This window comes from Burkholderia sp. BCC0506 (genome assembly GCF_902833145.1).
In the GTDB taxonomy this organism is placed as follows: Bacteria; Pseudomonadota; Gammaproteobacteria; order Burkholderiales; family Burkholderiaceae; genus Burkholderia.
The window spans coordinates 146,480-171,883 of sequence record NZ_CADFEN010000013.1 but is presented as its reverse complement, the minus strand read 5'-3'; the positions used below and the strand labels follow the sequence as shown (position 1 = coordinate 171,883).

Here is a 25,404-nt window from a genome sequence, read left to right as displayed (position 1 = left end):
CGGGGATGACGTCGGCGCAACGATAGCAGACGACGCGCGCGAAACGTGACTTCAGTCGAAACAATGCGGGGAATTGTTAATGAAGATGAGTGCGGTGCGCGGCAGCAAGCAGGAGCAAACGATTGCGGATGCGCTGCCGAGCGTCAAACGTGCCGTTTTCAGCGGTTTGCCGTCACGACGTTCTGCGGCGTGCCCGCATGCCACGCCTCGATGTTCAGGAGCGTCGTGTGCGCGATCTCGGCCAGCGCCTCGCGCGTGAAGAACGCCTGGTGCGACGTGACGATCACGTTCGGGAACGTCAGCAGGCGCGCGAGCACGTCGTCCTGCAGCGGCAGGTCGGAGTGATCCTCGAAGAAGAGCCCGCTTTCCTCCTCGTACACGTCGAGCCCGAGATGGCCGAGCTGGCCGCTCTTGAGCGCGTCGACCAGCGCCTGCGCATCGACGAGGCCGCCGCGCCCCGTGTTGATCAGCATCGCGCCGTGCTTCATCCGCGCGAGCGTCCGTTCGTTGATCAGGTGGTGCGTCGACGGCAGCAGCGGGCAATGCAGGCTGACGACGTCGGCGTGATGCAGCAGCTCGTCGAGTTCGACGTAGCGCGCGCCGAACGCGATCAGCTCGTCGTTGTAGGGCGGCACCGAGTGCGCGAGCACGTGCATCCCGAAGCCCATCATGATCTTCGCGAACACGCTGCCGATGATGCCGGTGCCGATCACGCCGACCGTCTTGCCGTGCAGGTCGAAGCCGAGCAGGCCGTTCAGCGAGAAGTCGCCTTCGCGGGTGCGGGCGACCGCGCGCGGCAGGCGGCGGTTGAGCGCGAGGATCAGCGCGACCGCGTGCTCGGCGACCGCATGCGGCGAATACGCGGGCACGCGCACGACCGTGATGCCGAGCCGTTCGGCGGCGGCGAGATCGACATGGTTGAAGCCTGCCGAGCGCAGCGCGATCAGCCGCGTGCCGCCGTCGGCGAGCCGCTCGAGCACGGCCGCGTCGACGGTGTCGTTGACGAACGGGCAGACGACGTCATAGCCGTGCGCGAGGATCGCGGTTTCCGCATCGAGGTGCGACGGCTGGAAGTGCAGCCGATAGCCGAACTGCCGGTTGGCGGCGGCAAATGAATCGTCGTCGTACTGCCGGCTGCTGAACAGGATCACGCGCACGCTGCACCTCCGATGGCTGACGCGCGCAGTTTACTGCAGGCCCGTGACGATGTCGGCGCGTTCGGGGCCGCGCACCGGCCGCAGGAAGCCGTAGTCCGTCTGCTCGCGGGCGGCCGGCGCGTTGAAGTGCTCGAGCGCGTGCTCGACGAAGCTGCGCGTGCGGGCGGGAACGTACTGGCGGTTCGGATAGACGAGCGACAACTGCGCGTCGGGATCGTCGATCCGGTAGCCGGCCATCAGCCGCACGAGCGTGCCGTGGTTGAGCGCGTCGGCCACGCACGGCTCGGGCAGCACCGCGATGCCGGCGCCGGCTACGGCCGCCGCCTGGACGAGCGCGAGCTGGTTGACCGTGCAGGCCGGGCGCACCGTGACCGAATGGGCGACGCCGTCGTGGCCGACCAGTTGCCACGTCGGCGCGTGCTGGTGCGGCGCGAGCGTGACCCAGTCGTGGCCCGGCAGGTCGTCGGGCACGCGCGGCTCGCCGCGGCGGTCGAGATAGGCCGGCGCCGCGCACGCGACGAACGGGTTCGGCGCGAGGGCATGGCCGATCAGCGACGGGTTGCCGTCGAGCCGGGTGCCGGTGACGATGCCGACGTCGTAGCCGGAATCGAGCACGTCGAGCGGCCCTTCGGCGACGGTCAGCTGCACGCGCAGCTCCGGGTAGCGGTGCCGGAAGCTGCTGACGAGCGGCGTCAGCGCCAGCGGCGACAGCAGCCCCGACGCGACGACGCGCAGCGTGCCGGCCGGTTCGCGCACGGCATGCGCGACGGACGATTCGAGGTGGTCGAATTCCTCGAGCAGCGCGCGGCAACCATCGAGGTAGCGCACGCCGGCCTCGGTGAGCGACAGGTTGCGCGTGGTGCGATGGATCAGCCGTGTGTTCAGGTGGCCCTCGAGCATCGCGATCGAACGCGTGACGAGCGCATTGGACACGCCGAGATGGTGCGCCGCGCGCCGGAAGCTTTGCTGCTCGGCGACGCAGACGAATACACGCATGGTCTGAATCTGGTTCATGGCTTGCGTATTTCTGGCCCGGTTGATTGATTTTGGTTGTGATTTTTCGCCACGCAACGTCGAAAGCGCTTCGCGCGGCTCCAGCTCGCCCTCGTATCGAAAAATCGGTTTTCGATTCCGCAGACAATTGTTAAATAGAGAACCGATATCCGTCAACCTGAGAAAATGGGCGGGTTGCATAAAATCTAAATCGCGAGTACCGGTTTAACGCTGCAACGCAGCAGGGAGGCGCCGGGTGAAACCGGTACGGTATTGGAATATGCGTCGAGGCAGCGAAGGTTTCTTATTTTAATCAAACGGTTAGTGGAATTTCGTGCGAGCCGCGGTACGGCAATTCCGCAGTCGTTCCCCCAAATGCGCGCCGGAATGGTGGATGTTTTTTCCACGTTCGGATTTTGTGTATCGGATTCGCTCCGTGATTTGTATCAGGTGGGCGGTGTGTTTTTATCGATCCGCCAATGGGGATGAACCATCGGTTTCGCAGATACGTCTCGATATAGGCCGAGAAAATCGTGTGTACGGAACCCGAGCGGAACCGTTTCGCCACCGGCGGGCCATCCTTTTTCAATCCGGAAAACGATGGCGCGAACGCGCGCCGGCCCGGCTGGCCCGGTCGGGCCACCGGGCCAGCGTCGCGCTGTCCGGACGTGCGTGCCTCTTGCGCGAGGCGGCGGAACACGGAATGATCGATCAGTTCGCCGCGCCGTGCCGGGGTGCCGTGCGGCGGGCGTCCGGGCATTTCCTTTCCTCATCCTTTTCCAGCCATGTCCATCGATTACTCGCCGATTCCCTGTCCCGTCGTCGTGCCGCTCGACGCGATCCTGCCCGAAGAACCGCTGCTGATGATGGGCGCCGGCCCGGTCCCGATTCCGGCCGCGGTGGCCAAGGCGAACACGATCGTGATCAACCACCTCGGCGCGACGATGGCGAAGATCATCGAGCAGGTGAAGGAGATGGCGCGCTACGTGTTCCAGACCCGCACGAAGTGGGTGCTCGGCGTCGCGGGCCCCGGCTCGGCCGCGATGGAAATGGCGATCTCGAACCTCGCCTGGCGCGGCACGCGCGTGCTGTCGATCCGCAACGGCTTCTTCAGCGCGCGGATGGCCGAGATGGCCACGCGCGTCGGCGCCGACGTCGCGACGCTCGAAGTGGCCGACCGCGCGGTCGCGAGCCTCGACGAGATCGCCGACGCGATCGCGCGCGAGCGGCCCGAGATCGTCACGATCGTGCAGGGCGAGACGTCGAATACGGTATGGAACCGCGACCTGCGCGAGATCGCGGCGCTCGCGAAGGCGGCTGGCGCGCTGGTGGTCGTCGACGCGGTGTGTACGCTGTCGACGATGCCGCTCGAAATGGACGCGTGGGGCATCGACGCGGTGATCACCGGCGGCCAGAAGGGGCTGTCGTCGATCCCGGGCGTGTCGCTGATCGCATTCTCCGACGCCGCGTGGGAGCGCATGAAGCAACGTCCGGAGCCGAATGCGCACTGGTGCCTCGACATGGCGCTCGCGGAGAACTTCTGGCACAACGCCGGCTATCACTACACGGCGCCCGTGTCGGGTGTGCTCGCGCTGCACGAGGCGCTGCGGCTCGTCTGCGCGGAGACGCTCGAGAGCCGCTTCGCGCGCCACCTGCGCTGCTCGCTGGCGCTGCAGGCGGGTGTCGAAGCGATGGGGCTCAAGCTCTATGCGCCGAAGGACTGCCGGCTCAATTCGGTGGTCGGGATCGAAACGCCCGACGGGCTCACGCCGGGGATGGTCTGCGGCCATATCTCGAAGCAGTACCAGGTCGAGATCTCGGGTTCGTTCGGCTTGCCGATCGTCCGGATCGGGCAGATGGGCGAGCAGTGCCGCGAACACAACCTGTTCCGCACGCTGCATGCGTTCGGCCGCACGATGGTCGACCTGAAGGTGCCGGTCGACCTGCCGGCCGGCGTCGCGGCGCTCGAACAGGAACTGTCGCGGCGCGGTGCATGAGCCGCGGGCGCGGGGAACGCGGCCGCGCCCGGCCTCAGCGGCCCTGCATCGCGCGCCGGTACGTATTCGGCGTCGTGCCGTGCGCGTCGCGAAAGCGATGGCTGAAGTGGCCGGCGTTCGCGTAGCCGCACTCGGCCGCGATCTGCGCGAGCGGCAGCGCCGTCGTGCGCAGCAGCTCGCGGGCCCGCGCGAGCCGTTGCTCGGCCACCCACGCGTGCGGCGCGCGGCCGAACGACAGCCGGAACATCCGCGAGAAGTGGTATTCGGACAGCGCGGCGACCTCGGCGAGTTCGCCGAGCGTCAGCGGTTGCGTGAGATACGTGTCGATGTAGTCGCGTACGCGGCGGCGCACGGCCGGCGCGAGCCCGCCGCGGAACGACGTGTCGGTGCGCGTCGTGCTCTGCCCGCGCAGCAGCAGGCTCAGCACTTCGTGCGCGGTCTCGTTCACGCGCAGCCGCTCGTCGGTATCGTCCCAGCCGTCGAGCGCGACCGAGCGCAGCAGCGCGGCGACGCGTGCATCCTCGAAATAGGTGCGATCGGCGAGCTTCAGCTCGCGCGGCTCGCGGTCGAGTTCGCGCACCGCGCGCTGCGTGAAGTGCTCGGGCAGGAAATACAGGTGAATGAAATGCATTTCGCCGCGCACCCACCAGCGCGATTCATGATCGCCCGGCAACGCGCACAGCAGGCTGGGCGCGCCGTAGCGCGGCACGCGCTGGCGCTCGGTCCGGTAGCCGCCGTCGAGATAGCACGACAGCGTGTGGTGGCCGGGCTGCTCGTACACCGTCTCGCTTTCGTCGGTGATCCGCGTCCATTCGGCGATCGCGAGATGGTCGCCGAGCCACGCGAAGCGCTCGAGCGTCGCGTTCGCGTCGGCCAGCGTGCGGCAGACCGACTGCAGGCCGAACGGCAGATCGCCGCCGGCCAGGGCGGCGGCGCGGTCGACGGGCGGGGCGCAGAGGGAGAGACTCATGATGCGCCGAGTATAAGCGGACGCACGGCGCCGCGTGCGGCGTCCCGAAAAAGACCGCAATTCCGGACAATCGGCACGTGCGGTGCGGCGGCATAGTCGGGATCCCGATTCACCCGCTTTTCCGGATGGCCGCCATGAACCTGTCGCTTTATTTCGTCACCGTGCTGATCTGGGGCACCACCTGGATCGCGATCAAATGGCAGCTCGGCTCGGTGCCGCCGCCCGTGTCGATCGCGTGGCGCTTCTGGCTCGCGGCGGCCGTGCTGTTCGCGCTGCTGCGCGTGATGCGCCGGCCGGTGCGCCCGCCGCGCGAGGCGTGGCGCTTTCTCGTCGCGCAGGGCTTCGCGCTGTTCTGCCTGAACTTCCTGTGCTTCTACTACGCGGAGCAGGTCGTGCCGAGCGGGCTCGTCGCGGTGATCTTCTCGACCGCGCCGCTGCTGAACTCGATCAACGGCCGGCTGTTCATGGGCCGCCCGCTGCGGCCGTCGGCGATCGCCGGCGCGCTGCTCGGCCTGACCGGCATCGCGTGCCTGTTCTGGCAGCAGATGGCCGGCCACCTCGACGACCACGCGACGTGGGCGGGGCTCGCGATCGCGTTCGCCGGCACGATGTGCTTTTCGGCGGGCAACCTGCTGTCGAGCCGGATGCAGTCGATGGGGCTGCACCCGCTCGCGACCAACGGCTGGGCGATGCTGATCGGCGCGGCAATCCTGACCGTCGGCAGCATGGTGGCCGGGATGCCGTTCACGCTGGACATGAGCCCGCGCTATCTCGGCGCGCTCGTGTACCTGGCCGTGCCGGGCTCGGTGATCGGCTTCACCGCGTACCTGACGCTCGTCGGGCGGATCGGGCCGGAGCGGGCCGCGTATTGCACGGTGCTGTTCCCGATCGTCGCGCTGGCCGTGTCGACGGTGTTCGAGGGCTACCAGTGGTCGCCGCTCGCGGTGATCGGGCTGCTGCTCGTGGTGGCCGGCAATCTCGTCGCATTCGACCTCGCGCGGCGGCTGTTTCTGCGGCCGGCGTGATCGACGCTCACGGTCGTACCGGTCGACGGACGAAAAGACGCCCGCATCGCGCGGGCGTTTTCTTTTGGAGCGACGGCGGCGCGAGGGTCGCGACCGGCCGCCGGGCACCGCGCAAGCGGAATCAGGCCGCCGCGCCGCTACCGGCCACGCGCGCCTGCCGTTGGTATAGCACCATCGACAGCGCGACGCCCGCCGCGGCCGCCACCGCCGCGAACAGGAACACCTGCGGATAGCCGAACGCGCCGGCGACATAGCCGGCGAGCGGGCCGGTGATGCCGAGCGACAGGTCGAGGAACACCGAATACGCGGACAGCGCCGCGCCGCGGCTCGCGGGCGGCACGAGCGCGACGGCCTCGACGCCGAGCGCCGGGAAGATCAGCGCGAAGCCGAAGCCCGTGAGCGCCGCGCCCACGAGCGCGACGTGCGGCACCGGCGCGAGCCACAGCAGCACGAGGCCCGCGCATTCGAACGCGAACGACACGATCGCGACGCGGAAGCCGCCGTAGGTCTTGATCGTGTTCGCGAACAGCAGGCGCGCGCCGATGAACAGCGTGCCGAACACGGTCAGCGACAGCGCGGCGTTCGGCCAGTGGCGCGCCGCGTAGTAGAGCGTGACGAAGGTGGCGATCGAGCCGAACCCGGCCGAACCGAGCGCGAGACCGAGGCCGTGCGGCAGCACGCGCGTAAACACGCTCGCGTACGACATCCGTTCGCCGTGCACGAGCGGCACGGGAGCGATCAGGCGCGCGAGGTAGAAGCCGAGCGCCGCCAGCGCGATCACGATCACGCCGATCAGCGCCGGATTCAGCGTATGCGCGATCGCGACGCCGACCGGCGCGCCGAGCGCGAGCGCGCCGTAGGTCGCGATGCCGTTCCACGAGATCACCTTCGCGTTGTGCGCGACGCCGACCCGGCCGATGCCCCACAGGATCGCGCCGGTGCCGCACAGGCTTTCGCCGACGCCGAGCACGAGCCGGCTCCCGACCAGCAGCACGAGGCTCGCGACCGGCCAGTGCGCGAGCAGCAGCGCGACGAGCAGCAGCACGCCCGATACGCCGCAGCCGACCAGCCCGCGCAGCACCGTCTGCTTCGGCCCGAGCGTATCGGCGAGGCGTCCGGCGAGCGGCCGCGACGCGAGCGTCGCGAAGTACTGGACGCTGATCGCGCCGCCCGCGACGATCGCGGAAAAGCCGAGGTCGTCATGGACGAAGCCCGGCAGCACCGCGAGCGGCAGGCCGATGGTCAGGTAGCAGATGAACGTGAAGCAGACGACGGACACGATTTGCAGCGTGACCGCGAACCCGCTGCGCGGCGGTGTGGCGGAATCGGTTGACATGGGGTCGGAACGAATGGCGAAACGAACGGAAAACGGCGGAAAAGGGAATCGGGATTTTCCCATGGAACCGGTTTTCCCGCAGGTACCATTTAGTTCATCGCGCCCCGTTCCCGAGGGCCGCGGACGGTCGCGGGGCGGCCGGAACGGGCCGAGCGCCCCGTGCGGCAAGGGTGTCGGCCGGCCGGGCGCGCATATCGCGGCAGTTATATGCGCCCCATGCGTGATGGGCTATGGGTTGCGGAATTTGACGGTGATAGCGTGCAAACTGTCAGAAAAACGTCGGTCGAGCGCTCCGCGCAGGCCGCCTTGCCCCCATTTGAAGAAACACCGAGACATGAGTGAGCCGATCCGCTTCTATCATCGTCACGCGATCCGCGAAGTGAGCGGCGCGGACGTGACCCGCACCGTGCTGCAATACCTGCGCGAGGACGCGCATTGCACCGGCACCAAGGAAGGCTGCGCGGAAGGCGACTGCGGCGCGTGCACGGTCGTCGTCGGCGAGCTGACCGACGCCGGCGCGGTCGAGTTCAAGGCCGTCAACGCGTGCATCCAGTTCCTGCCGACGCTCGACGGCAAGGCGCTGCTCACGGTCGAGGACCTGCGCCGGCCGGACGGCACGCTGCACCCGGTGCAGCAGGCGATGGTCGATTGCCACGGTTCGCAATGCGGGTTCTGCACGCCCGGCTTCGTGATGTCGATGTGGGCGCTCTACGAGAAGCACGGCCACGAAGGGTGCGGCAGTGCGTGCGCGAAGGCGAAGGACGTGCCGACGCGCACCGAGATCGCCGATGCGCTGACGGGCAACCTGTGCCGCTGCACCGGCTATCGCCCGATCGTCGATGCGGCGGTGCGGATGTTCGACGCGGCCGGCGAAGGTGCGACCGGCGAAGATGCGGCCGGCGAAGATGCATCGGCACCCTTGGCGCCGGTCGACACGGCCGCGCTCGCCCGCACGCTTGCCTCGCTCAAGCGCGACGACACGTTCGACTACACGACGACCAACGGCGCGCGCTTCGCGGCGCCGCGCACGCTCGACGCGCTGGCCGCGCTGAAGGCCGAACGCCCGGACGCGCGCATTCTCGCCGGCAGCACCGACATCGGCCTGTGGGTCACGAAACAGATGCGCCGCCTCGACGACCTGATCTACGTCGGCCAGATCGCCGAACTGCAGCGGGTCGTGCACGGCGACGACTGGATCGAGATCGGCGCGGGCGTGACGGTCGAGAAGGCCTATGCGGCACTCGCCGGCACGTATCCGGAACTGACCGAGATGTGGAAGCGCTTCGCGTCGCTGCCGATCCGCAACGCGGGCACGCTCGGCGGCAACGTCGCGAACGGCTCGCCGATCGGCGATTCGATGCCCGGCCTGATCGCGCTCGGCGCACGCGTCGTGCTGCGCGGCGGCGACACGGTGCGCGAGCTGCCGCTCGAGGCGCTGTACACGGGTTATCAGCAAAAGGACATGGCGCCGCACGAATTCGTCGTCGGCCTGAAGGTGCCGACCCGCACCGGCGCGCGCGCGAAGCTGCGGTTCCGCACGTACAAGCTGTCGAAGCGGTTCGACTCGGACATCTCGGCCGTGTGCGCGGCGTTCGCGTTCATCGCGGACGGCGACACGATCCGCGAGCCGCGCATCGCGTTCGGCGGGATGGCCGCGACGCCGAAGCGCGCCGCCCATACGGAAACCGTGCTCGACGGCGCGCAGTGGCACGAAGCCACCGCGCAGGCCGCGATGCAGGCGCTCGAGCGCGATTACCAGCCGCTCACCGACATGCGCGCGACGAGCGCGTATCGCCTCGATACCGCGAAGAACCTGTTGTATCGATTCTGGCTGGAGACGCGCCCGCACGACCCGCTGCCGCCGCAGGCGCTGAACGTGCGGGAAGTGGCCGCCGAAGTCGCCGCTGAAGCGGCCAGCGACGCGGCGCCCGTCTGACGAGGGAGAACACCGAACATGAACCAGCAAGCAGAACCGTTCCTGAGCACCCTCGACCCGCAGGCCGACGCCGCGCAGGTGCACGTGTCGCGCGCACACGAATCCGCCCACCTGCACGTGAGCGGGCGCGCCACCTACACCGACGACATTCCGCTCGTCGCCGGCACGCTGCATGCGGCGCTCGGCCTGTCCGCGAAGCCGCACGCGAAGATCGTGTCGATGAATTTCGACGCGGTGCGCGCGACGCCGGGCGTGGTCGCCGTGTTCACGGCCGACGACATCCCGGGCGTCAACGATTGCGGCCCGATCATCCACGACGATCCGGTGCTCGCGCAGGGCGTCGTGCAGTACGTCGGCCAGCCGATGTTCATCGTCGTCGCGACGTCGCATGAAACCGCACGGCTCGCCGCGCGCCGCGCGCAGGTCGACTACGAGGAGCTGCCCGCGATCCTGACCGCGCAGGAAGCACGCGCGGCCGAAAGCTACGTGATTCCGCCGCTGAAGCTCGCGCGCGGCGACGCGGCCGCGCGGCTTGCCGCCGCGCCGCACCGCGAGTCGGGCGAGATGCTGCTCGGCGGGCAGGAGCAGTTCTACCTCGAAGGGCAGATCGCGTACGCGGTGCCGAAGGACGACGACGGGATGCACGTGTACTGCTCGACGCAGCACCCGAGCGAGATGCAGCACCTCGTCGCGCACGTGCTCGGCGTCGCGTCGCACAACGTGCTGGTCGAATGCCGCCGGATGGGCGGCGGCTTCGGCGGCAAGGAATCGCAGTCGGGCCTGTTCGCGTGCTGCGCGGCGCTCGCCGCGTGGAAGCTGCTGTGCCCGGTGAAGCTGCGCCCGGACCGCGACGACGACATGATGATCACCGGCAAGCGGCACGACTTCCATTACCGCTTCGACGTCGGCTACGACGACGACGGCCGCATCGACGGCGTCGCGCTCGACATGACGTCGCGCTGCGGCTTCTCGGCCGACCTGTCGGGCCCGGTGATGACGCGCGCGGTGTGCCACTTCGACAACGCGTACTGGCTCGGCGACGTCGCCATCGCCGGTTACTGCGGCAAGACCAACACGCAGTCGAACACCGCGTTCCGCGGCTTCGGCGGCCCGCAGGGCGCGTTCGCGATCGAATACATCCTCGACGACATCGCGCGCGCGCTCGGCCGCGATCCGCTCGACGTGCGCTACGCGAACCTGTACGGCAAGACCGAACGCAACGTGACGCCATACGGGCAGACGGTCGACGACAACGTGCTGCAGGAACTGCTCGGCGAACTCGAGACGACGAGCGACTACCGCGCGCGGCGCGCGGGCGTGCGTGCGTTCAACGCACGCAACACGGTGTTGAAGAAGGGCATCGCGCTCACGCCGGTGAAGTTCGGCATCGCGTTCAACGTCACGCACTTCAACCAGGCCGGCGCGCTGGTGCACATCTACACCGACGGCTCGGTGCTCGTGAACCACGGCGGCACGGAGATGGGGCAGGGGCTCAACACGAAGGTCGCGCAGGTGGTCGCGCACGAGCTCGGCATCCGCTTCGGCCGGATCCGCGTGACGGCGACCGACACGAGCAAGGTCGCGAACACGTCCGCGACGGCCGCGTCGACGGGCTCGGACCTGAACGGCAAGGCCGCGCAGGATGCGGCGCGCCAGTTGCGCGAGCGGCTCGCGGCGTTCGCGGCGAAGCAGTTCGGCGACGGCAAGGTCGCTGCGGCCGACGTGAAGTTCGGCAACGACGTCGTGTGGGTCGGCGGCCATGGCGTGCCGTTCGGCGAGGTGATCGCGAAGGCGTATCTCGCGCGCGTGCAGCTGTGGTCCGACGGTTTCTACGCGACGCCGAAGCTGCATTGGGATCAATCGAAGCTGCAGGGCCGGCCGTTCTACTACTACTCGTACGGCGCGGCCGTGTCGGAAGTCGTGATCGACACGCTGACGGGCGAGATGCGCACGCTGCGCGTCGATGCGCTGCACGACGTGGGTGCGTCGCTGAACCCGGCGCTCGACATCGGCCAGGTCGAAGGCGCGTTCATCCAGGGGATGGGCTGGCTCACGACCGAGGAGCTGTGGTGGAACCCGGGCGGCAAGCTGATGACGCACGCGCCTTCCACGTACAAGATTCCGACGGTGAACGACACGCCGCCCGAGTTCAACGTGCGGCTGTTCGAGAACCGTAACGTCGAAGACAGCATCCACCGCTCGAAGGCCGTCGGCGAGCCGCCGCTGCTGCTGCCGTTCTCGGTGTTCTTCGCGGTGCGCGACGCCGTGGCCGCGGTCGGCGACTACCGGGTGAACCCGCCGCTCGACGCGCCGGCCACCGGCGAGTCGATCCTGCGCGCGGTGCATGCGGTGCGGGCGGCGAGCGCCGCGCGGGCGGGTTGACGTGAACGGGCCCGCTCGTCCGTCGCATCCCGCGTCCCGCGCGCCCGTCGCCGGGTGCGAAGGCACATGCGGCGCCGCGCCGTCGTCGATGCAGGCGTTCGTGCAAGGCACCGGCCAGCGCAACCGCGCGACCGGTGCGCCGGCGCCGATGCACATCGTGCTGTTCGGCGCGGGGCACGTCGGTCACGCGCTCGTCACGCTGCTCGGCGCACTGCCGTGCGTCGTGCAGTGGGTCGACACGCGCGACGAGCTGTTCCCGGACGAGTGCCCGCCGAACGTGCAGCCGGAGCCGACCGACACGCCGGAGGCCGTCGTCGACGCGGCGCCGCCCGGCGCGTACTTTCTCGTGATGACGCACAACCATGCGCTCGATTTCTCGCTCGCCGCGCAGATCATGCGGCGGCGCGATTATGCGTACTTCGGGATGATCGGCTCGCGCACCAAGCGCGTGAAGTTCGAGCGCCGGCTCGTCGCGCGCGGCGTCGATCCGGCGCGGCTCGTCGAGATGGTGTGCCCGATCGGCGTCGCGGGCATCGTCGACAAGGCGCCGGGCGCGATCGCGGTGGCCGTCTGCGCGGAGCTGCTGCAGGCCCGCTCGGGCATGCCGGTGGCCGATGCGAAGGCGGCCGCGGCCGGGCGTGCACGCGACGACGTGTCCTGCGCGCGGTAAAACCGCGGTAACCCGGTCGTGCCGCGCGGCCGGCGCACGGTCGCGCGTTTTTGCCTACACTGCACGACAATGCGCGGCACGGGCCGCGCTTCATCTCGCCGTGCACGCACCCATGTCCGATCACTCCGCCTATCTCGACGCGCTCGATGCGAGCGTCGTCGCCATCGAGCGCTGGCTGTCCGGCACCGATACCGCGCCCGAGGCGCTCGATGCGCTGCTCGCCGCGTTTTCCGCGGACTTCACGATGATCCTGACCGACGGCCGCGTGGTCGACCACGACGGCACGCGCGCGCTGTTCGCGAAGCTGGCCGGCGCGAAGCCGGGGCTGCGCATCATGCTGTCCGAGATCCGCGTGCTCGCGGCCGACGCCTCGCATGCGGTGCTCACCTATCTCGAAGCGCAGCACGCGGCAGCGGGCGAGCTGCCCGCGCGCCGCGCGACCGCCGTGTTCGCGCGCGACGCGGCGGGCGTCGTACGCTGGACCCATCTGCAGGAAACCTTCTGCACGGCCTGAGCGGCCGCGCTGCCTGACCGGTCGCGCCCGCTTCGGCCGCGCGTCAGCGCTTGCGCGTGCGGGCGACCGTCAGCTCGTCGGACACGCTCTGCATCAGCGCGCACAGCCACGCGATGTCGGTCGGCCGATCGGGTTGCGGATGCGTGAGCAGGTAGCTCTTGATGCGCGGGAACGGCACGGGCGGCGCGACGACGACGAGCGGCAGCAGTTGCGCATAGTGCGTCGCGAAGCGGCGCGTCGTCGTGAAGATCAGGTCCGACTGCAGCAGCACCTGCGGCACGATGCCGAAGTACGGCAGCGTCGTCACGATGCGCCGCGTGAGGCGCGCGCGTGCCAGGCCGATCTCGATCGCGTTGCGCTTGTCGCCGGTGTACGGCGTGGGCGCGACGTGCGCGGCCGACGCATACGCGTCGCGCGTGAGCGGCTCGCGGGCGAGCGGATGCGCGTCGCGCATCAGGCACACGATCGTGTCGGAGAACAGGTCCTGGCGCGCGAACTGCGGGTCGGGTTTCGGCCAGTTGCCGATCACGAGATCGAGCGCGCCCGATTCGAGCGCGCCCGCGTGGTCGAGCGCGGGATTGAGCGAATCGATTTCCAGATGGGCATGCGGCGCCGCGTCGCGAAAGCGCTCGATCAGCGTCGGCATGAAGAAATCGTTCAGGTAGTCGGGCGCGGCGACGCGGAACGTGCGCCGCGCCGAGGATGGATCGAAATCGCCGTGCGGCGTCGCGATGAAGTCGACCTCGCGCAGCGCGCGCGACGCGGCTTCGAGCAGCGATGCGCCGTATTCGGTCGGCACCATGCCGGATTTGCCGCGCACGAGGATCGGATCGTTCAGCGTCTCGCGCAGCTTGCGCAGCGCGGTGCTGATCGCGGGCTGGGTCTGGTTCAGCCGCAGCGCGGCCTGCGTGACGCTGCGCTCGAGCAGCAGCGTGCGCAACACGCGCACGAGCCAGATGTCGAGCGAGGCGGTACGGTCGTCGTCTTCCATCGATTGTGGGTGATTCCGGTGACGCGTAACCTTACCGCAGCCGCGCGTTGCCGTGCGTGATACCGACCATCACGCACGCCATCACGCGCGGCCCTTCGGCAGCGTGCTGATCCGCTTGACCTCGCGCGATTCGAGCCAGTTCGGCGTGCGCGCGCAGTACAGCACCATCGGCAGCGCGTCCTCACCCCAGAACAGCTGCTGGTTCATCCAGAACGTCGGTACGCCGAACACGCCGAGCGCGATCGCGTCGGCCGTGTTGCGGGCCAGTTGCGCGGCGGTTTCCTCGAATTCGATCAGCTCGTCGCCGTGGCCGACGCCGACGCGTTCGCACAGCGCCGCGAAGCCTTGCGGCGTCGACGGATCGTTGCCCTCGCGCCAGATGAACCGGAACATCTCCAGCACCGTCGCGATATCGGCGCGCAGCGCGATCGCGAGGCGCAGCACCTTGTCGGAGTCGAACGGGTGCGCGGGCGGCATCTTGAAGCGGATGCCGAGCTGTTCCGCGCGGAACAGCGCGTGACGGTACGTGAACACGCGCTTGGCCGGCACGTCGGCGCTCGGGCGCTGGCCCCAGTGGCGCTGCAGGTCGGACAGCGACACGGCCACGGGGGCGAACGGCACGTCCGGCCATTTGTCGTGCTGCTCCAGCAGCAGATACGAGAACGGCGACACGAAGTCGAAGAACCAGGCGGGCTGGGCGGTATCGAGGCCGGTTGTCATGTCGTTCTCCAGAAGGTGGGGCGTGCGGCGCCTGGCGGCGGCCTCCATGTTACGCGGCGGCGCGCGCATGCAGCAATGATCGCGGATCGTCCGCTCACGCGGAACCGGGAGTCGCCCGGGGGGTGTCGCCGGCCGGCGGCGGCGCGGTTTGCGCGCGGGGCGGCGGGTGACCGGCGCCGGACGGGGCCGACGGCGCATCGTGATCGTGCGCGGTGAGCCGTTCGCGCACGAAGCCGATGTGCTCGCGCAGCACGTAGAACTGTCCGGCGTACGCGAGCGGCATCTTCATCCGGTTCACGGCTTCCTCGATGTCGTCGAGCTCGTCGAGCAGCTGCACGCGTTCCTCGGCCGTATGCTCGCCGAGCGCGCGGCGCTCGAGCGCGATCAGCGCGCCGTACCAGCGGTAGATGCGTGAGCGCACGCGCCAGCCGTACAGGGACGGCACGAGCCGCAGCCCGGGAATCAGCACGACGATCAGCGGCACGACCACGACCAGCAGCCGGTCGACGAGGCTCGCGACCCAGAACGGCAGCCGCCGGTACAGGAAGGTCTTGCCCGACTTGTAGTAGCGGGCGGCGTCGTCGGACAGCGGGAAGCCGCGCGTGACGGCGGACGGGAATTCGCCCGCGTGCTGCAGGATCGTCGCATGGCCGTGCACTTCGCGCGCGGCCTCGATCAGCAGGTCGGACAGCGCGGGGTGCAGCGAGTCGCGCGCGACGAGTTCGATCGTCGGCGCGACCGTGTGGATGTCGGCGGGCGGCAGGTTGCGGCCGAGATCGTAGACGCCCATCGGCAGCGTGATCGCGGTCAGGTACGGAAAGCGCCGCGCATACGCCTCGGCCTGCGTGAACGAGTACACGTGCACGCCCGGCGCGCGGAACAGCTTCGCCATCACCGGGATCTGCGTCGAGTCGCCGGACAGGAACGCGGCGTCGATCTTGCCGTCGAGCAGCGCGGTCGCGGCGTCCTCGCCGGCGGTCGGCAGGAGCTCGGTCGGGCCGCCCGGCACGATGCCGTTCATCTTCAGCAGCGCGAGGCTCAGTTCGCGCGCGCCGCTGCCTTCGGCGCCGAGCGCGAGCCGCTTGCCCTTGAAGTCGGACAGGCGCGCGACGACCGGGCCGCGGTACATGATCGCGAGCGGCACGTAGCCGATGCTGCCGAGCGACACGAGATGCTCGTCGCGCTCCTTCGGACCGATGCCGCTCTGCACGAAACCGACGTCGACCGGCGCGTTCGGGTTCGACAGCCGCGCGAGGTTCTGCGCGGAACCTTCGGACGATTGAACGTCGAGCGTGACGCCGTTTTTCGCGAGGATCGCCTTGTATTTCTGCGCGGCGTTCCAGTACGTGCTGCCGGGTGGCCCGGACGAGATCACGAGCGTGGACGGCGGCGCCGGCTGGATCAGCTTGACCGCGAGCCAGACGGCGGCGCCGGCGAGCAGCACGGTCGGGCCGATCGACAGCGCGAGGTCGCGCCACGAGACGGCGACGAAGCGGGCGAGGATGCGGCGCGGCGGGCGAGGGCGGGCAGGCTTCATGGGATCGGCGGATGACGCTGGCGTGACGCATCGATGACGGTCGTCGCGGGACGACGCGGATGCTCGCGGCGATGGTACCCGGTTTCGCCGCGCATGCGCGAGTCGCAGCGGTGTTGCACGGCGGCATGGCGACGGCGGCGGGCGCCGCCGCGTCAAAAGCTTTGCGCTTCGGCGGGCGCTGGATTACATTGTGCGACGCAGCCGCGCCCGAATCGCGCGCGACCCGGCACGTCATCAGACCGGGCGCGTCCGGCCGGTGGCTGTCCGGCCCGGCCGGCCCGCTTTCGCGTGCGCCGGCCGCCGGCCCGTGACGCCTCTCTCGTATCGCCGTGGAAAACACCGGCTGTCCCGCCCGTTCGCGCGCGGGCCGGCTGTTTTTGGGGGTATCCGGCCGTACTGTGCACGGCCGTTCCGGAGTGATAAGGAGATAGCATGAAGTCGATCGTGTTGAGAGCGTTGGGTGTCGCCGCCGTGGCGGCCTGTCTGTCGGGCAGCGTGTATGCGCAGTCGAGCGACGCAGCGGCAACGGAAGCGCCGGCGGCCGCGACGAGCGCGCCGAAGGCCGCCGCGAAAACCGCGAAGAAGGCGAACCGCAAGCTCGGCTACGCAGTGCGCAAGGCCATTACGAAGGCAGGCGGCATCGACGTGTCGAACATCGTCGTGCGTTCGAAGGGCGGCGCGATCTCGCTGGAGGGCACGGTGCCCGACCAGGCACAGATCGACAAGGCGGAAGAGGCAGCCAAGAGCGTGAAGGGCGTGACGTCGGTCTCGAACAAGCTGACGGTTCAGCAGCAGTAACGCCGGGCGGCGGCGCGCGAGCGCCGCGTGCGCCCGTTTCCAGGCGGGCCCCGGCATGCCGGGGCCCGTTTGCGCTTCAGAGGCCGGAAGCCGCGCGACGCGGCGGCGGACCGATAACGATATCGAGGGGGCGGCGATGACGAAACTGGGGTGGGGCAGGCGGGTGGTGTGGGGTGCGGCGCTGGCCGCGGTCGCGATGCTCGGCGCCTGCAACGGCGGCGAGTCGGCCGAGCGCAACCGGTTGCCCGGCTTCGTGTCCGGCAGCGTGCGCACGACGGCCTACGACGGCGCGAGCGACGACCTGCTGACGGCCGGCCTCGGCAAGACCGGCCTCGCGGCGGCGAGCGCGCCCGGCTTCGCGAACCCGGCGCGGCCGACCAGCGCCGAATTGCGCCGCCTCGCCATCTGGTCGAACTACCGCGCGCTCGTCGACATGAGCGCGAACGGCGGCTACGGCCGCTTCTGGGGGCCGAACGTCGATCTCGACGGCAACGATACGCTCGGCGAAGGCAAGATCCCCGGCACCGAATACCTCGCGTATGCCGATGACGGCAGCGGCGCCAAGAACGTCACGCTGCTCGTGCAGGTGCCCGCCCGCTTCGATCCCGCGCAGCCCTGCATCGTCACCGCGACGTCGTCCGGCTCGCGCGGCGTATATGGCGCGATTTCCGCCGCCGGCGAGTGGGCGCTCAAGCGCGGCTGCGCGGTGGCCTACAACGACAAGGGCGGCGGCAACGGCGCGCACGAGCTCGGCTCCGACACCGTCACGCTGATCGACGGCACGCTCGCCAACGCGGTGCTCGCCGGCACCGCGAGCCTGTTCACCGCGAACGTGACGAGCGGCGATCTTGCCGCGTTCAACAACCGCTTCCCGAACCGCTATGCGTTCAAGCACGCGCATTCGCAGCAGAACCCGGAGCAGGACTGGGGGCGCGTGACGCTGCAGGCGGTCGAATTCGCGTACTGGGCGCTCAACGAGCAGTTCGGACCGGTGATCGACGGCACGCATCACGGCGTGCGCTATCGCGCGGGCGACATCACGACGATCGCCGCGTCGGTCAGCAACGGCGGCGGCGCGTCACTCGCGGCGGCCGAGCAGGACAACCGCGGCTGGATTACCGCGGTCGTGGTCGGCGAGCCGCAGATCAACGTGCGGATGGCGCCCAATGCGGTGGTCCGTGCGGGCGGCCAGCCGGTGCCGTCGTTCGGCCGGCCGCTGGCCGATTACGCGACGCTCGCGAACCTGCTGGAACCGTGTGCGGCCGCGTCGGCGTCGCTTGCCGGCGCGCCTTACCTGAGCGCGCTGCCGGCCGCGACCACGCAGTCGATCCGTGCGCAGCGCTGCGCGACGCTCGCTGCGGCCGGGCTCGTGTCGGGCGCCGACACGCAAAGCCAGGCGGCCGACGCGCTCGCGCAGCTCCACGCGGCCGGCTATCTGGCCGATTCCGACCTGCTGCACGCGCCGATGTGGGATTCGCAGGCGATTCCGGCGATCGCGGTCACCTATGCGAACGCGTACACGCGCTCGCGCGTCACCGACAACCTGTGCAACTTCAGCTTCGCGACGACGAATGCGGCGACGGGCGCGGTCGCGGCGCCCGCCGCGTCGCCGATGCCGGCCGTGTTCGGCGTCGGCAACGGCATCCCGCCGACGGCCGGCATCAATCTCGTGTTCAACAACGGCGCGGGCGTCGACCATCGGCTCGCGACGCCCGATGCGAGCTTCGCGGGCGCGCTGTGCCTGCGCCAGCTGTGGACGAACGGCATGCTCGGGATGCCCGCGAACGTCGACGCGGTACGCGTGAACGCGAACCTGCACGGCAAACCGGCGATCATCGTGCAGGGCCGCAGCGATGCGCTCGTGCCGGTGAACCACGCGTCGCGCGCGTACGTCGCGCAGAACGGGATCAGCGAGGCCGGGCGCAGCCAGCTGGTGTTCTACGAGGTGACCAACGGCCAGCACTTCGACGCGTTTCTGTCGGTGCCGGGCTTCGACACGCGCTTCGTGCCGGTGCACTACTACAACGTGCAGGCGCTGAACCTGATGTGGAAGCGCCTGAAGAACGGCGCGCCGCTGCCGCCGTCGCAGGTGATCCGCACGGTGCCGCGCGGCGGCACGCCGGGCGCCGCGCCCGCGTTGACGAGCGCCAACCTGCCGCCGATCTCGGCCGCCCCGGGCGCGAACGCGATTGCCGTCGGCGCCGGCACGATCGACGTGCCGCTCTGACGGCGGCCGCCCCACCGCGCCCCGCCCCCCGACAAGCCGGACAGCCGTCCGGCTTTTTCGTTTGCGTCGTCTGGAATCGGTCCCGCGTTGCCTTTTATCCGAATGGCGAGCGCTGTAACAAATTCTTACTTTACGGCGATAAATCCGGAACCTATTATGCGCCGGTATTTTCACTTAATTTAATAAATCCAGATACGAGAATAATCCTTTCCATTTGATTGGCGGATCCTTTCGATTTTGTTAAATCGGCTCGAGTCGTGATTGATCGTGGTTTCGAGATTAATCGACTTCTCGCCGACGGGAATCGTTCGTCCATTCGAAGCGAAGACGCCTTGCCGGGCGTGCTTTGCAGGGCATCCGTTCGTCCGTCGCTTTTGTTGCACATGCGAATGCGCGGAATGAATCCGTATTGCAGCGAATCGTTGAATTGCCGTTCGCAATGGAATTGATTCCATTGTGCGGTTGCAAAAAACATGGGTGGGGTAAATCGTGCCGATCGGTATTCGCCGATCCGGTAAAAAACTCGGAGTGCGTCGCATAACGAATGCATTCCCGGTGCGGAGCGCCGGCCGCAAATGATCCTTTGCGGCCGGCGATATTTATCGTTCTGTTCGAGAGGCAATAATGACGACACGGAAGTCCTTGAAAGACGGTTTCGCGCTATTCGGAACGACCTTGAGCGTACCGCTCGCCGCGGCAGCGGCCGCGGCGCTGCTCGTCACGGGGTGCGGCGGCGACGACGGGCCGAGCCCGAGCGCGTCGGCCGCCACCGCGGCCGCGACGTCCAGCGGCAGTACGTCGGCCACTACCGACGCAACGGCCGCCACCGCGGCCGACCAGCCGTACGTCGACACCGACGTGTACGGCACCGGGCCGGACGACGCGGTCACCGATTCGACGGAAGGTGCGGCGGTCGTGCACCGCCAGGTCACGATCGGCGGCAAGACGATCAAGTACACGGCCACCACCGGCCACCTGACGACGATCGATCCGATCACGTCGGCGCCGAACGCGAAGATGTTCTACGTCGCGTACACGCAGGACAATCCGGATCCGTCGAAGCCGCGCCCGGTCACGTTCTTCTACAACGGCGGCCCCGGCTCGTCGTCGGTCTACCTGCTGCTCGGTTCGTACGGGCCGAAGCGCCTGCAGTCGTCGTTCCCGAACTTCACGCCGCCCGCGCCGTACAAGCTGCTCGACAACCCGGACAGCCTGCTCGACCGCACCGACCTCGTGTTCATCAACCCGGTCGGCACCGGTTACTCGACGGCGATCGCCCCGGCGAAGAACAAGGACTTCTGGGGCACCGACCAGGATGCGCGCTCGATCGACCGCTTCATCCAGCGCTACCTGACCAAGTACTCGCGCTGGAATTCGCCGAAGTTCCTGTACGGCGAGTCGTACGGCACCGCGCGCAGCGCGGTCGTGTCGTGGGTGCTGCACGAGGACGGCATCGACCTGAACGGGATCACGCTGCAGTCGTCGATCCTCGACTACGCGAACGCGCTGTCCGCGCCGGGCACGTTCCCGACGCTCGCGGCCGATGCGTTCTACTGGAAGAAGACGACGCTGAACCCGACGCCGACCGATCTCGACGCGTACATGGTGCAGGCCCGCAACTACGCGGACAACACGCTCGCGCCGCTCGCGCAGAAGCCGAACCCGCAGGACGGCGGCTTCGTGAACGTGCGGTTGAAGCTGAACCTGCAGACCGCGCAGCAGATGGGCGCGTACATCGGCACGGACCCGACGTCGCTGATCCAGACCTTCGGCAACCCGGCCGCGCTCGGCAACGTGCCGTCGTCGGACGACAACCCGCCGTACACGTTCTTCCTGACGCTCGTGCCGGGCACGCAGATCGGCCAGTACGACGGTCGCGCGAACTTCACGGGCAAGGGCATCGCGCCGTACATCCTGCCGAACTCCGGCAGCAACGATCCGTCGATCACGAACGTCGGCGGCGCGTACACGGTGCTGTGGAACAGCTACATCAACACCGACCTGAAGTACACGTCGACGTCGTCGTTCGTGGACCTGAACGACCAGGTCTTCAACAACTGGGACTTCAGCCACACCGACCCGACCGGCGCGAACAAGGGCGGCGGCAATACGCTGTATACGGCCGGCGACCTGGCGTCGACGATGAGCGTGAATCCGGACCTGAAGGTGCTGTCGGCGAACGGCTATTTCGACGCCGTCACGCCGTTCCACCAGACGGAGCTGACGCTCGCGCAGATGCCGCTCGACCCGACGCTCAAGGCGCAGAACCTGACGATCAAGAACTACCCGTCGGGCCACATGATCTACCTGAACGACGCGTCGCGGACCGCGCTGAAGGGCGATCTCGCCAACTTCTACGACGGCATCCTCGCGAACCGTACCGCGTTGCAGCGCGTGCTGAAGCTGCAGGCGCGCACGCAGCAGATGAAGCAGCAGAAACTGCAGCAGCAGGGGCAGTAAGCGGCGAGGGCGGCGTGCGCCGCCCCGGTTGGACGACAGCCCGATCGGCGCCGGCCGGTCGGGCTGTTTTGCTCGGGGTGGCGGGCGACGGCGCCGCGTATCGGGGGCGCCGGCCGGAGATGGCCGCGGGAGGGCGCCCGCTTACGCCAGCACGAGCCGCACGCCGACCGCGACCAGCGTCGCCGCGAGCAGGTTGCGCAGCAGCCGCTCGGGCGCGCGCGCCGACAGCAGGCTGCCGATCACGATGCCGGGCAGCGAACCGAGCAGCAGCGACAGCAGCATCGACCAGTCGACCGAGCCGAGCAGCCAGTGGCCCATGCCCGCGACGAGCGTGAGCGGCACCGCATGGGCGATGTCGGACCCGACGATGCGGGTCGTCGCGAGCATCGGATACAGCAGCAGGAGCACGGTCACGCCGATCGCGCCGGCGCCGACCGACGTCATCGACACGAGCGCGCCGAGCACGGCGCCGGTCAGCACGGTCGACCACAGCGTGCGCGCGGGGCTCGGCGCGAGCGGGTTGCGCGCGGCGAATGCGGTGAGCTGCGGGCGGAAGATCAGCGCGAGCGACGTGAGCAGCAGCGCAACCCCGAGCACGAGCTGGATCATCCGCGCGGTGCCCGGCGTGTTCATCCCGTGCGTGTGCAGCCACCACAGCGTGAGCGCCGCGGCCGGCACGCTGCCCGCCGCGAGCCGGCCCGTGATGCGCCAGTCGATCGAGCCTTTCAGGCCGTGGACGAGCGTGCCGGTCGCCTTGGTCGCGGCCGCGTACAGCAGGTCGGTGCCGACCGCCGTCGCCGGGTGGACGCCGAACAGCAGTACGAGGATCGGCGTCATCAACGAACCGCCGCCGACGCCCGTCAGGCCGACGAGAATGCCGACGGACAGGCCGGACAGGGAGTACAGCAGATCGATATGGGGAAGCGACATCGGAAGCAGGCGGTTAGGCGGCGTTCGGCGGCGGTGCGCGGCCCGTGGCGCGCGCGTCAAAGTCCGCCATTGTCGCAAAAGTGGCGCGTCAATGGACGACTGCGTTGAAAATCGACCGGGAAGTTCGCGCGGCGGCGGCGGACGGGATGTGAAACGGGCGTTTGAGCCGGGGCCGAAGCCGGGAATCGCCGCCACCCCGAAACGTATGGCGAACCGGCTCGCGTACGCCGCGCATCCGGCGTGTACGCAGCGTGTACGAAAAAGGGCGCGACACTGCGCGCCCTCGATTCGATACCGGTCGCCGGCTTGCCCGTCGACGGTCAGTGCATCGCGGGGCCGGCGCCCTCGACCGCACGTGACGGCCGGATCCGCAGCGCCAAACCGGTCAGTGCGGCCACGGCCGCAAACGCCGCGCCGAACGCGAATGCCGCGTGGTAGCCGCCGTTCAGCGCGTCGAGCGGCGCGGCCTGCGCCGCCGCGAGCGCGTCGGTGCGGGCGCCGGCGAGACTCGCGAGGACCGCGAGCCCGAGTGCGCCGCCCATCATGAACGCGGTGTTGACGATGCCCGACGCGAGCCCGGAATCGGCCGGATCGACGTCGTTCATCGCGGCGAGCAGCACCGGATTGAACGCGACGCCCGCGCCGGTGCCGAGCAGCGCCATGCCGGGCAGCACGTGCCATACGAAACCGCCGTCGACCGGCGCGCGCGAGAACAGCGCGAGGCCGCACGCCGCGATCAGCAAGCCGGCGGTGATCGGGCCGCGGATCCCGAAGCGCATCACGATGCGCGCCGACAGCCCGAGCGAGAACGCAGCCATGATCAGGTTCGCCGGCAGGAACGCGAGGCCGACCTGCAGCGGCCCGTAGCCGAGCACGCGCTGCATGTACAGCGCGGACAGGAAGAACCACGCGAACATCGCGGCCGCCCACAGCACGGCGATCGCGTTCGCGAGCGCGACGTTGCGCGCGGCGAACAGCGTGAGCGGCATCAGCGGATGCGCGGCGCGCGACTCGATCGCGATGAACACCGCGAGCAGCACGATGGCCGCGCCGATCAGCGCGACGGTCTGCGTCGACAGCCAGCCGGCCTCGTTGCCGCCGACGATCCCGTAGACGGCCAGCATCAGCGACGCGGTCACGGTGATCGCGCCGGCGACGTCGAGCCGCGCGGCGCCGGCCGGCGCACGCAGGCGCGGCAGCAGCGCGACGCACATCGCATAGACCGCGATGCCGATCGGCAGGTTGACGAGGAAGATCCAGTGCCACGACAGCGAGCTCGTCAGCAGCCCGCCGAGCAGCACGCCGATGCTGCCGCCGCCCGCGCACACGAAGCCGTAGACGCCCATCGCGCGTGCGCGTTCGCCGGGTTCGGTGAAGAGATTCATGATCAGCGACAGCGAGACGGCCGACACGACCGCGCCGCCGAGCCCCTGCACCGCGCGCGCGGCGATCAGCATCGCCTGCGATTGCGCGAGGCCGCAGGCGAGCGACGCGAGCGTGAACACGACGAGGCCCGCGAGGAACATGCGCCGCTGGCCGTACAGGTCGCCGAGCCGGCCGCCGAGCAGCAGGCAGCCGCCGAACGTCAGCAGGTAAGCATTGACGACCCACACGAGGGCCGTTTCGGTGAAGTGGAGGTCGGTGCTGATCGACGGCAGTGCGACGTTCACGATCGTGCTGTCGAGCACGATCATCAGCACGCCGAGACAGAGCACGATCAGCGCGTACCAGCGCTTCTCACCGTGAATCCCGTGGGTCATGGGCCTGCAGCCTTCCGGTCGTTGTTCGAAGGATGCATTGTAGAGGTCAACGGCGCGGGCTTCCTGCCGGTTTGTGGCAACAGCGTCGCGTAGTCGTCGTGGCGCGTGCGGGCGGCACGCGCGCGAGGTATTCGAGGCGGCTTACGACCGGGCCGGCAGTTCGCAGCCGTCGGGGCCGCAGGCGGCCGCGTCGCTGCCGCCGAGTTCGACGATGCCGTCGCGCCACGCCTGATCGAGCGCCTGCGCGAACGTGTCGGCCGGCTGCGCGCCCGACACCGCGTAGCGGCCGCCGAACACGAACAGCGGCACGCCGCGCCCGCCGATCTGCGCGGCGCGCGCGATGTCGGCTTCGACTTCGTCGCGGTACGCGTCGCTGCGCAGCACGGCTTCGACGGCCGAGCGCTCGAGCCCGGCCTCGAGCGCGAATTCGGTCAGCTCGGCATGATCGAACAGCGAGCCGTGCTCGCAGAAATACGCGCGATAGAGCCGCTCGGTCAGCGCGTACGCGCGGCCCGACGCTTGCGCGAGCTTCACGAGCCGGTGGCCGTCGAGCGTGTCGCCGACGAGCGTGCCGGGCAGGTCGTAGCGCAGCCCGACGCTCGCGGCCGCGTCGGTCACCTGGCGCAGCATCTGGTCGACCTGCGCGGGCGACATCCGGTACTTGGATGCCAGCATCGCCTCGACCGGCTCGACGGGCTGGCCGGGCATCAGCCGGTACGCGCGCAGCGCGACGTCGACGCGCTCGGCGTGCGCGAACGCGGCCAGCGCCTCGTCGAAGCGGCGCTTGCCGATCCAGCACCACGGGCAGATCAGGTCGGACCAGATTTCGACGGTCAGGGTCGGGCGGGCGGCGGGGGCGGGAGCGGTCGTCATGGCGGTCCGGGCGGCAGAAAAATGTAACCGAGACTATATCACTTTGTGTTTCGACGCTTCGTCGCTTGCGGAAACCGTGCGGAAGGGGCTGCGCCGCGTATCGCGAAGCATGGGCGCGGAACCGGCCG

General features: G+C 69.2%; 20 protein-coding genes. 9 read left to right on the top strand and 11 right to left on the bottom strand.

What is annotated here, in order from left to right:
- Positions 1–158 precede the first annotated feature (158 nt).
- Positions 159–1,157, bottom strand: a complete 999-nt coding sequence (locus HWX62_RS27085; protein WP_175930013.1) for a 2-hydroxyacid dehydrogenase — start codon at positions 1,155–1,157, stop codon at positions 159–161.
- A gap of 30 nt (positions 1,158–1,187) precedes the next feature.
- Positions 1,188–2,171: a LysR family transcriptional regulator gene (locus HWX62_RS27080; protein ID WP_175930014.1), complete on the bottom strand. Its 984-nt coding sequence runs from the start codon at positions 2,169–2,171 to the stop codon at positions 1,188–1,190.
- Positions 2,172–2,935: 764 nt separating this feature from the next.
- On the opposite strand from HWX62_RS27080, the gene HWX62_RS27070 reads away from it, so the two are divergent.
- Positions 2,936–4,147 (top strand): alanine--glyoxylate aminotransferase family protein, encoded by a 1,212-nt coding sequence (locus HWX62_RS27070; RefSeq protein ID WP_175930015.1) that lies wholly within the window; start codon positions 2,936–2,938, stop codon positions 4,145–4,147.
- 34 nt (positions 4,148–4,181) lie between these two features.
- Here HWX62_RS27070 and HWX62_RS27065 read toward each other — a convergent pair whose 3' ends face one another.
- Positions 4,182–5,117, bottom strand: a complete 936-nt coding sequence (locus HWX62_RS27065; protein WP_175930016.1) for an AraC family transcriptional regulator — start codon at positions 5,115–5,117, stop codon at positions 4,182–4,184.
- Positions 5,118–5,251: 134 nt separating this feature from the next.
- Here HWX62_RS27065 and HWX62_RS27060 point away from each other — a divergent pair, with 134 nt between their 5' ends.
- Complete coding sequence (locus HWX62_RS27060; protein WP_175930017.1) at positions 5,252–6,142, top strand: EamA family transporter; 891 nt, start codon at positions 5,252–5,254, stop codon at positions 6,140–6,142.
- Positions 6,143–6,263: 121 nt separating this feature from the next.
- Here HWX62_RS27060 and HWX62_RS27055 read toward each other — a convergent pair whose 3' ends face one another.
- Positions 6,264–7,478, bottom strand: a complete 1,215-nt coding sequence (locus HWX62_RS27055) for an MFS transporter (RefSeq protein ID WP_175930018.1) — start codon at positions 7,476–7,478, stop codon at positions 6,264–6,266.
- 334 nt (positions 7,479–7,812) lie between these two features.
- Here HWX62_RS27055 and xdhA point away from each other — a divergent pair, with 334 nt between their 5' ends.
- The 4 genes from xdhA to HWX62_RS27035 all read left to right on the top strand — a co-directional run bounded on the left by xdhA (position 7,813) and on the right by HWX62_RS27035 (position 12,980).
- Complete coding sequence (gene xdhA, locus HWX62_RS27050) at positions 7,813–9,414, top strand: xanthine dehydrogenase small subunit (protein WP_175930019.1); 1,602 nt, start codon at positions 7,813–7,815, stop codon at positions 9,412–9,414.
- Positions 9,415–9,432: 18 nt separating this feature from the next.
- Positions 9,433–11,796 carry a xanthine dehydrogenase molybdopterin binding subunit gene (gene xdhB, locus HWX62_RS27045; RefSeq protein WP_175930020.1) on the top strand — a complete coding sequence of 788 codons (2,364 nt, stop codon included), beginning with the start codon at positions 9,433–9,435 and terminating at the stop codon, positions 11,794–11,796.
- 1 nt (position 11,797) lies between these two features.
- A complete protein-coding gene (xdhC, locus tag HWX62_RS27040; protein WP_175985270.1) occupies positions 11,798–12,466 on the top strand; it encodes a xanthine dehydrogenase accessory protein XdhC in 669 nt (222 codons plus the stop codon).
- A 112-nt stretch (positions 12,467–12,578) separates the two neighbouring features.
- Positions 12,579–12,980: a polyketide cyclase gene (locus tag HWX62_RS27035; protein WP_175930022.1), complete on the top strand. Its 402-nt coding sequence runs from the start codon at positions 12,579–12,581 to the stop codon at positions 12,978–12,980.
- Between the two features lie 43 nt (positions 12,981–13,023).
- Here HWX62_RS27035 and HWX62_RS27030 read toward each other — a convergent pair whose 3' ends face one another.
- From HWX62_RS27030 to HWX62_RS27020, 3 genes are all read right to left on the bottom strand, one after another.
- Positions 13,024–13,971 (bottom strand): LysR family transcriptional regulator, encoded by a 948-nt coding sequence (locus tag HWX62_RS27030; protein ID WP_175930023.1) that lies wholly within the window; start codon positions 13,969–13,971, stop codon positions 13,024–13,026.
- Positions 13,972–14,052: 81 nt separating this feature from the next.
- Positions 14,053–14,691 (bottom strand): DsbA family protein, encoded by a 639-nt coding sequence (locus HWX62_RS27025; RefSeq protein WP_175930024.1) that lies wholly within the window; start codon positions 14,689–14,691, stop codon positions 14,053–14,055.
- Positions 14,692–14,785: 94 nt separating this feature from the next.
- Positions 14,786–16,228 (bottom strand): TAXI family TRAP transporter solute-binding subunit, encoded by a 1,443-nt coding sequence (locus HWX62_RS27020; protein WP_175930025.1) that lies wholly within the window; start codon positions 16,226–16,228, stop codon positions 14,786–14,788.
- Positions 16,229–16,660: 432 nt separating this feature from the next.
- On the opposite strand from HWX62_RS27020, the gene HWX62_RS27015 reads away from it, so the two are divergent.
- Positions 16,661–17,026, top strand: coding sequence for a BON domain-containing protein (locus HWX62_RS27015; RefSeq protein WP_175930026.1), 366 nt, complete (start codon positions 16,661–16,663; stop codon positions 17,024–17,026).
- Positions 17,027–17,162: 136 nt separating this feature from the next.
- Positions 17,163–19,253 (top strand): D-(-)-3-hydroxybutyrate oligomer hydrolase, encoded by a 2,091-nt coding sequence (locus HWX62_RS27010; RefSeq protein ID WP_175930027.1) that lies wholly within the window; start codon positions 17,163–17,165, stop codon positions 19,251–19,253.
- Between the two features lie 154 nt (positions 19,254–19,407).
- Here HWX62_RS27010 and HWX62_RS32925 read toward each other — a convergent pair whose 3' ends face one another.
- Positions 19,408–19,728, bottom strand: coding sequence for a hypothetical protein (locus tag HWX62_RS32925; protein ID WP_244136102.1), 321 nt, complete (start codon positions 19,726–19,728; stop codon positions 19,408–19,410).
- Between the two features lie 149 nt (positions 19,729–19,877).
- On the opposite strand from HWX62_RS32925, the gene HWX62_RS27005 reads away from it, so the two are divergent.
- The gene (locus tag HWX62_RS27005; protein ID WP_175930028.1) at positions 19,878–21,713 is read left to right on the top strand and encodes a peptidase S1; all 1,836 of its coding nucleotides are present in this window, start codon (positions 19,878–19,880) and stop codon (positions 21,711–21,713) included.
- 141 nt (positions 21,714–21,854) lie between these two features.
- Here the strand turns inward: HWX62_RS27005 and HWX62_RS27000 are convergent, their stop codons facing one another.
- The 3 genes from HWX62_RS27000 to HWX62_RS26990 form a co-directional block, all read right to left on the bottom strand.
- A complete protein-coding gene (locus HWX62_RS27000; protein ID WP_175930029.1) occupies positions 21,855–22,643 on the bottom strand; it encodes a sulfite exporter TauE/SafE family protein in 789 nt (262 codons plus the stop codon).
- 320 nt (positions 22,644–22,963) lie between these two features.
- Positions 22,964–24,403: a DHA2 family efflux MFS transporter permease subunit gene (locus HWX62_RS26995; RefSeq protein ID WP_175930030.1), complete on the bottom strand. Its 1,440-nt coding sequence runs from the start codon at positions 24,401–24,403 to the stop codon at positions 22,964–22,966.
- 141 nt (positions 24,404–24,544) lie between these two features.
- Entirely contained in the window at positions 24,545–25,276 is a 732-nt protein-coding gene (locus HWX62_RS26990) for a DsbA family oxidoreductase (RefSeq protein ID WP_175930031.1), read from the bottom strand.
- Between the last annotated feature and the right edge of the window lie 128 nt (positions 25,277–25,404).

Coding starts and splice junctions, on each gene's coding strand:
- HWX62_RS27080 (WP_175930014.1), bottom strand. CDS start 2,171: ATGAACCAGATTCAGACCATGCGTGTATTCGTCTGCGTCGCCGAGCAG.
- HWX62_RS27070 (WP_175930015.1), top strand. CDS start 2,936: ATGTCCATCGATTACTCGCCGATTCCCTGTCCCGTCGTCGTGCCGCTC.
- HWX62_RS27065 (WP_175930016.1), bottom strand. CDS start 5,117: ATGAGTCTCTCCCTCTGCGCCCCGCCCGTCGACCGCGCCGCCGCCCTG.
- HWX62_RS27060 (WP_175930017.1), top strand. CDS start 5,252: ATGAACCTGTCGCTTTATTTCGTCACCGTGCTGATCTGGGGCACCACC.
- HWX62_RS27055 (WP_175930018.1), bottom strand. CDS start 7,478: ATGTCAACCGATTCCGCCACACCGCCGCGCAGCGGGTTCGCGGTCACG.
- xdhA (WP_175930019.1), top strand. CDS start 7,813: ATGAGTGAGCCGATCCGCTTCTATCATCGTCACGCGATCCGCGAAGTG.
- xdhB (WP_175930020.1), top strand. CDS start 9,433: ATGAACCAGCAAGCAGAACCGTTCCTGAGCACCCTCGACCCGCAGGCC.
- HWX62_RS27035 (WP_175930022.1), top strand. CDS start 12,579: ATGTCCGATCACTCCGCCTATCTCGACGCGCTCGATGCGAGCGTCGTC.
- HWX62_RS27030 (WP_175930023.1), bottom strand. CDS start 13,971: ATGGAAGACGACGACCGTACCGCCTCGCTCGACATCTGGCTCGTGCGC.
- HWX62_RS27025 (WP_175930024.1), bottom strand. CDS start 14,691: ATGACAACCGGCCTCGATACCGCCCAGCCCGCCTGGTTCTTCGACTTC.
- HWX62_RS27020 (WP_175930025.1), bottom strand. CDS start 16,228: ATGAAGCCTGCCCGCCCTCGCCCGCCGCGCCGCATCCTCGCCCGCTTC.
- HWX62_RS27015 (WP_175930026.1), top strand. CDS start 16,661: ATGAAGTCGATCGTGTTGAGAGCGTTGGGTGTCGCCGCCGTGGCGGCC.
- HWX62_RS27010 (WP_175930027.1), top strand. CDS start 17,163: ATGACGAAACTGGGGTGGGGCAGGCGGGTGGTGTGGGGTGCGGCGCTG.
- HWX62_RS32925 (WP_244136102.1), bottom strand. CDS start 19,728: ATGTTTTTTGCAACCGCACAATGGAATCAATTCCATTGCGAACGGCAA.
- HWX62_RS27005 (WP_175930028.1), top strand. CDS start 19,878: ATGACGACACGGAAGTCCTTGAAAGACGGTTTCGCGCTATTCGGAACG.
- HWX62_RS27000 (WP_175930029.1), bottom strand. CDS start 22,643: ATGTCGCTTCCCCATATCGATCTGCTGTACTCCCTGTCCGGCCTGTCC.
- HWX62_RS26995 (WP_175930030.1), bottom strand. CDS start 24,403: ATGACCCACGGGATTCACGGTGAGAAGCGCTGGTACGCGCTGATCGTG.
- HWX62_RS26990 (WP_175930031.1), bottom strand. CDS start 25,276: ATGACGACCGCTCCCGCCCCCGCCGCCCGCCCGACCCTGACCGTCGAA.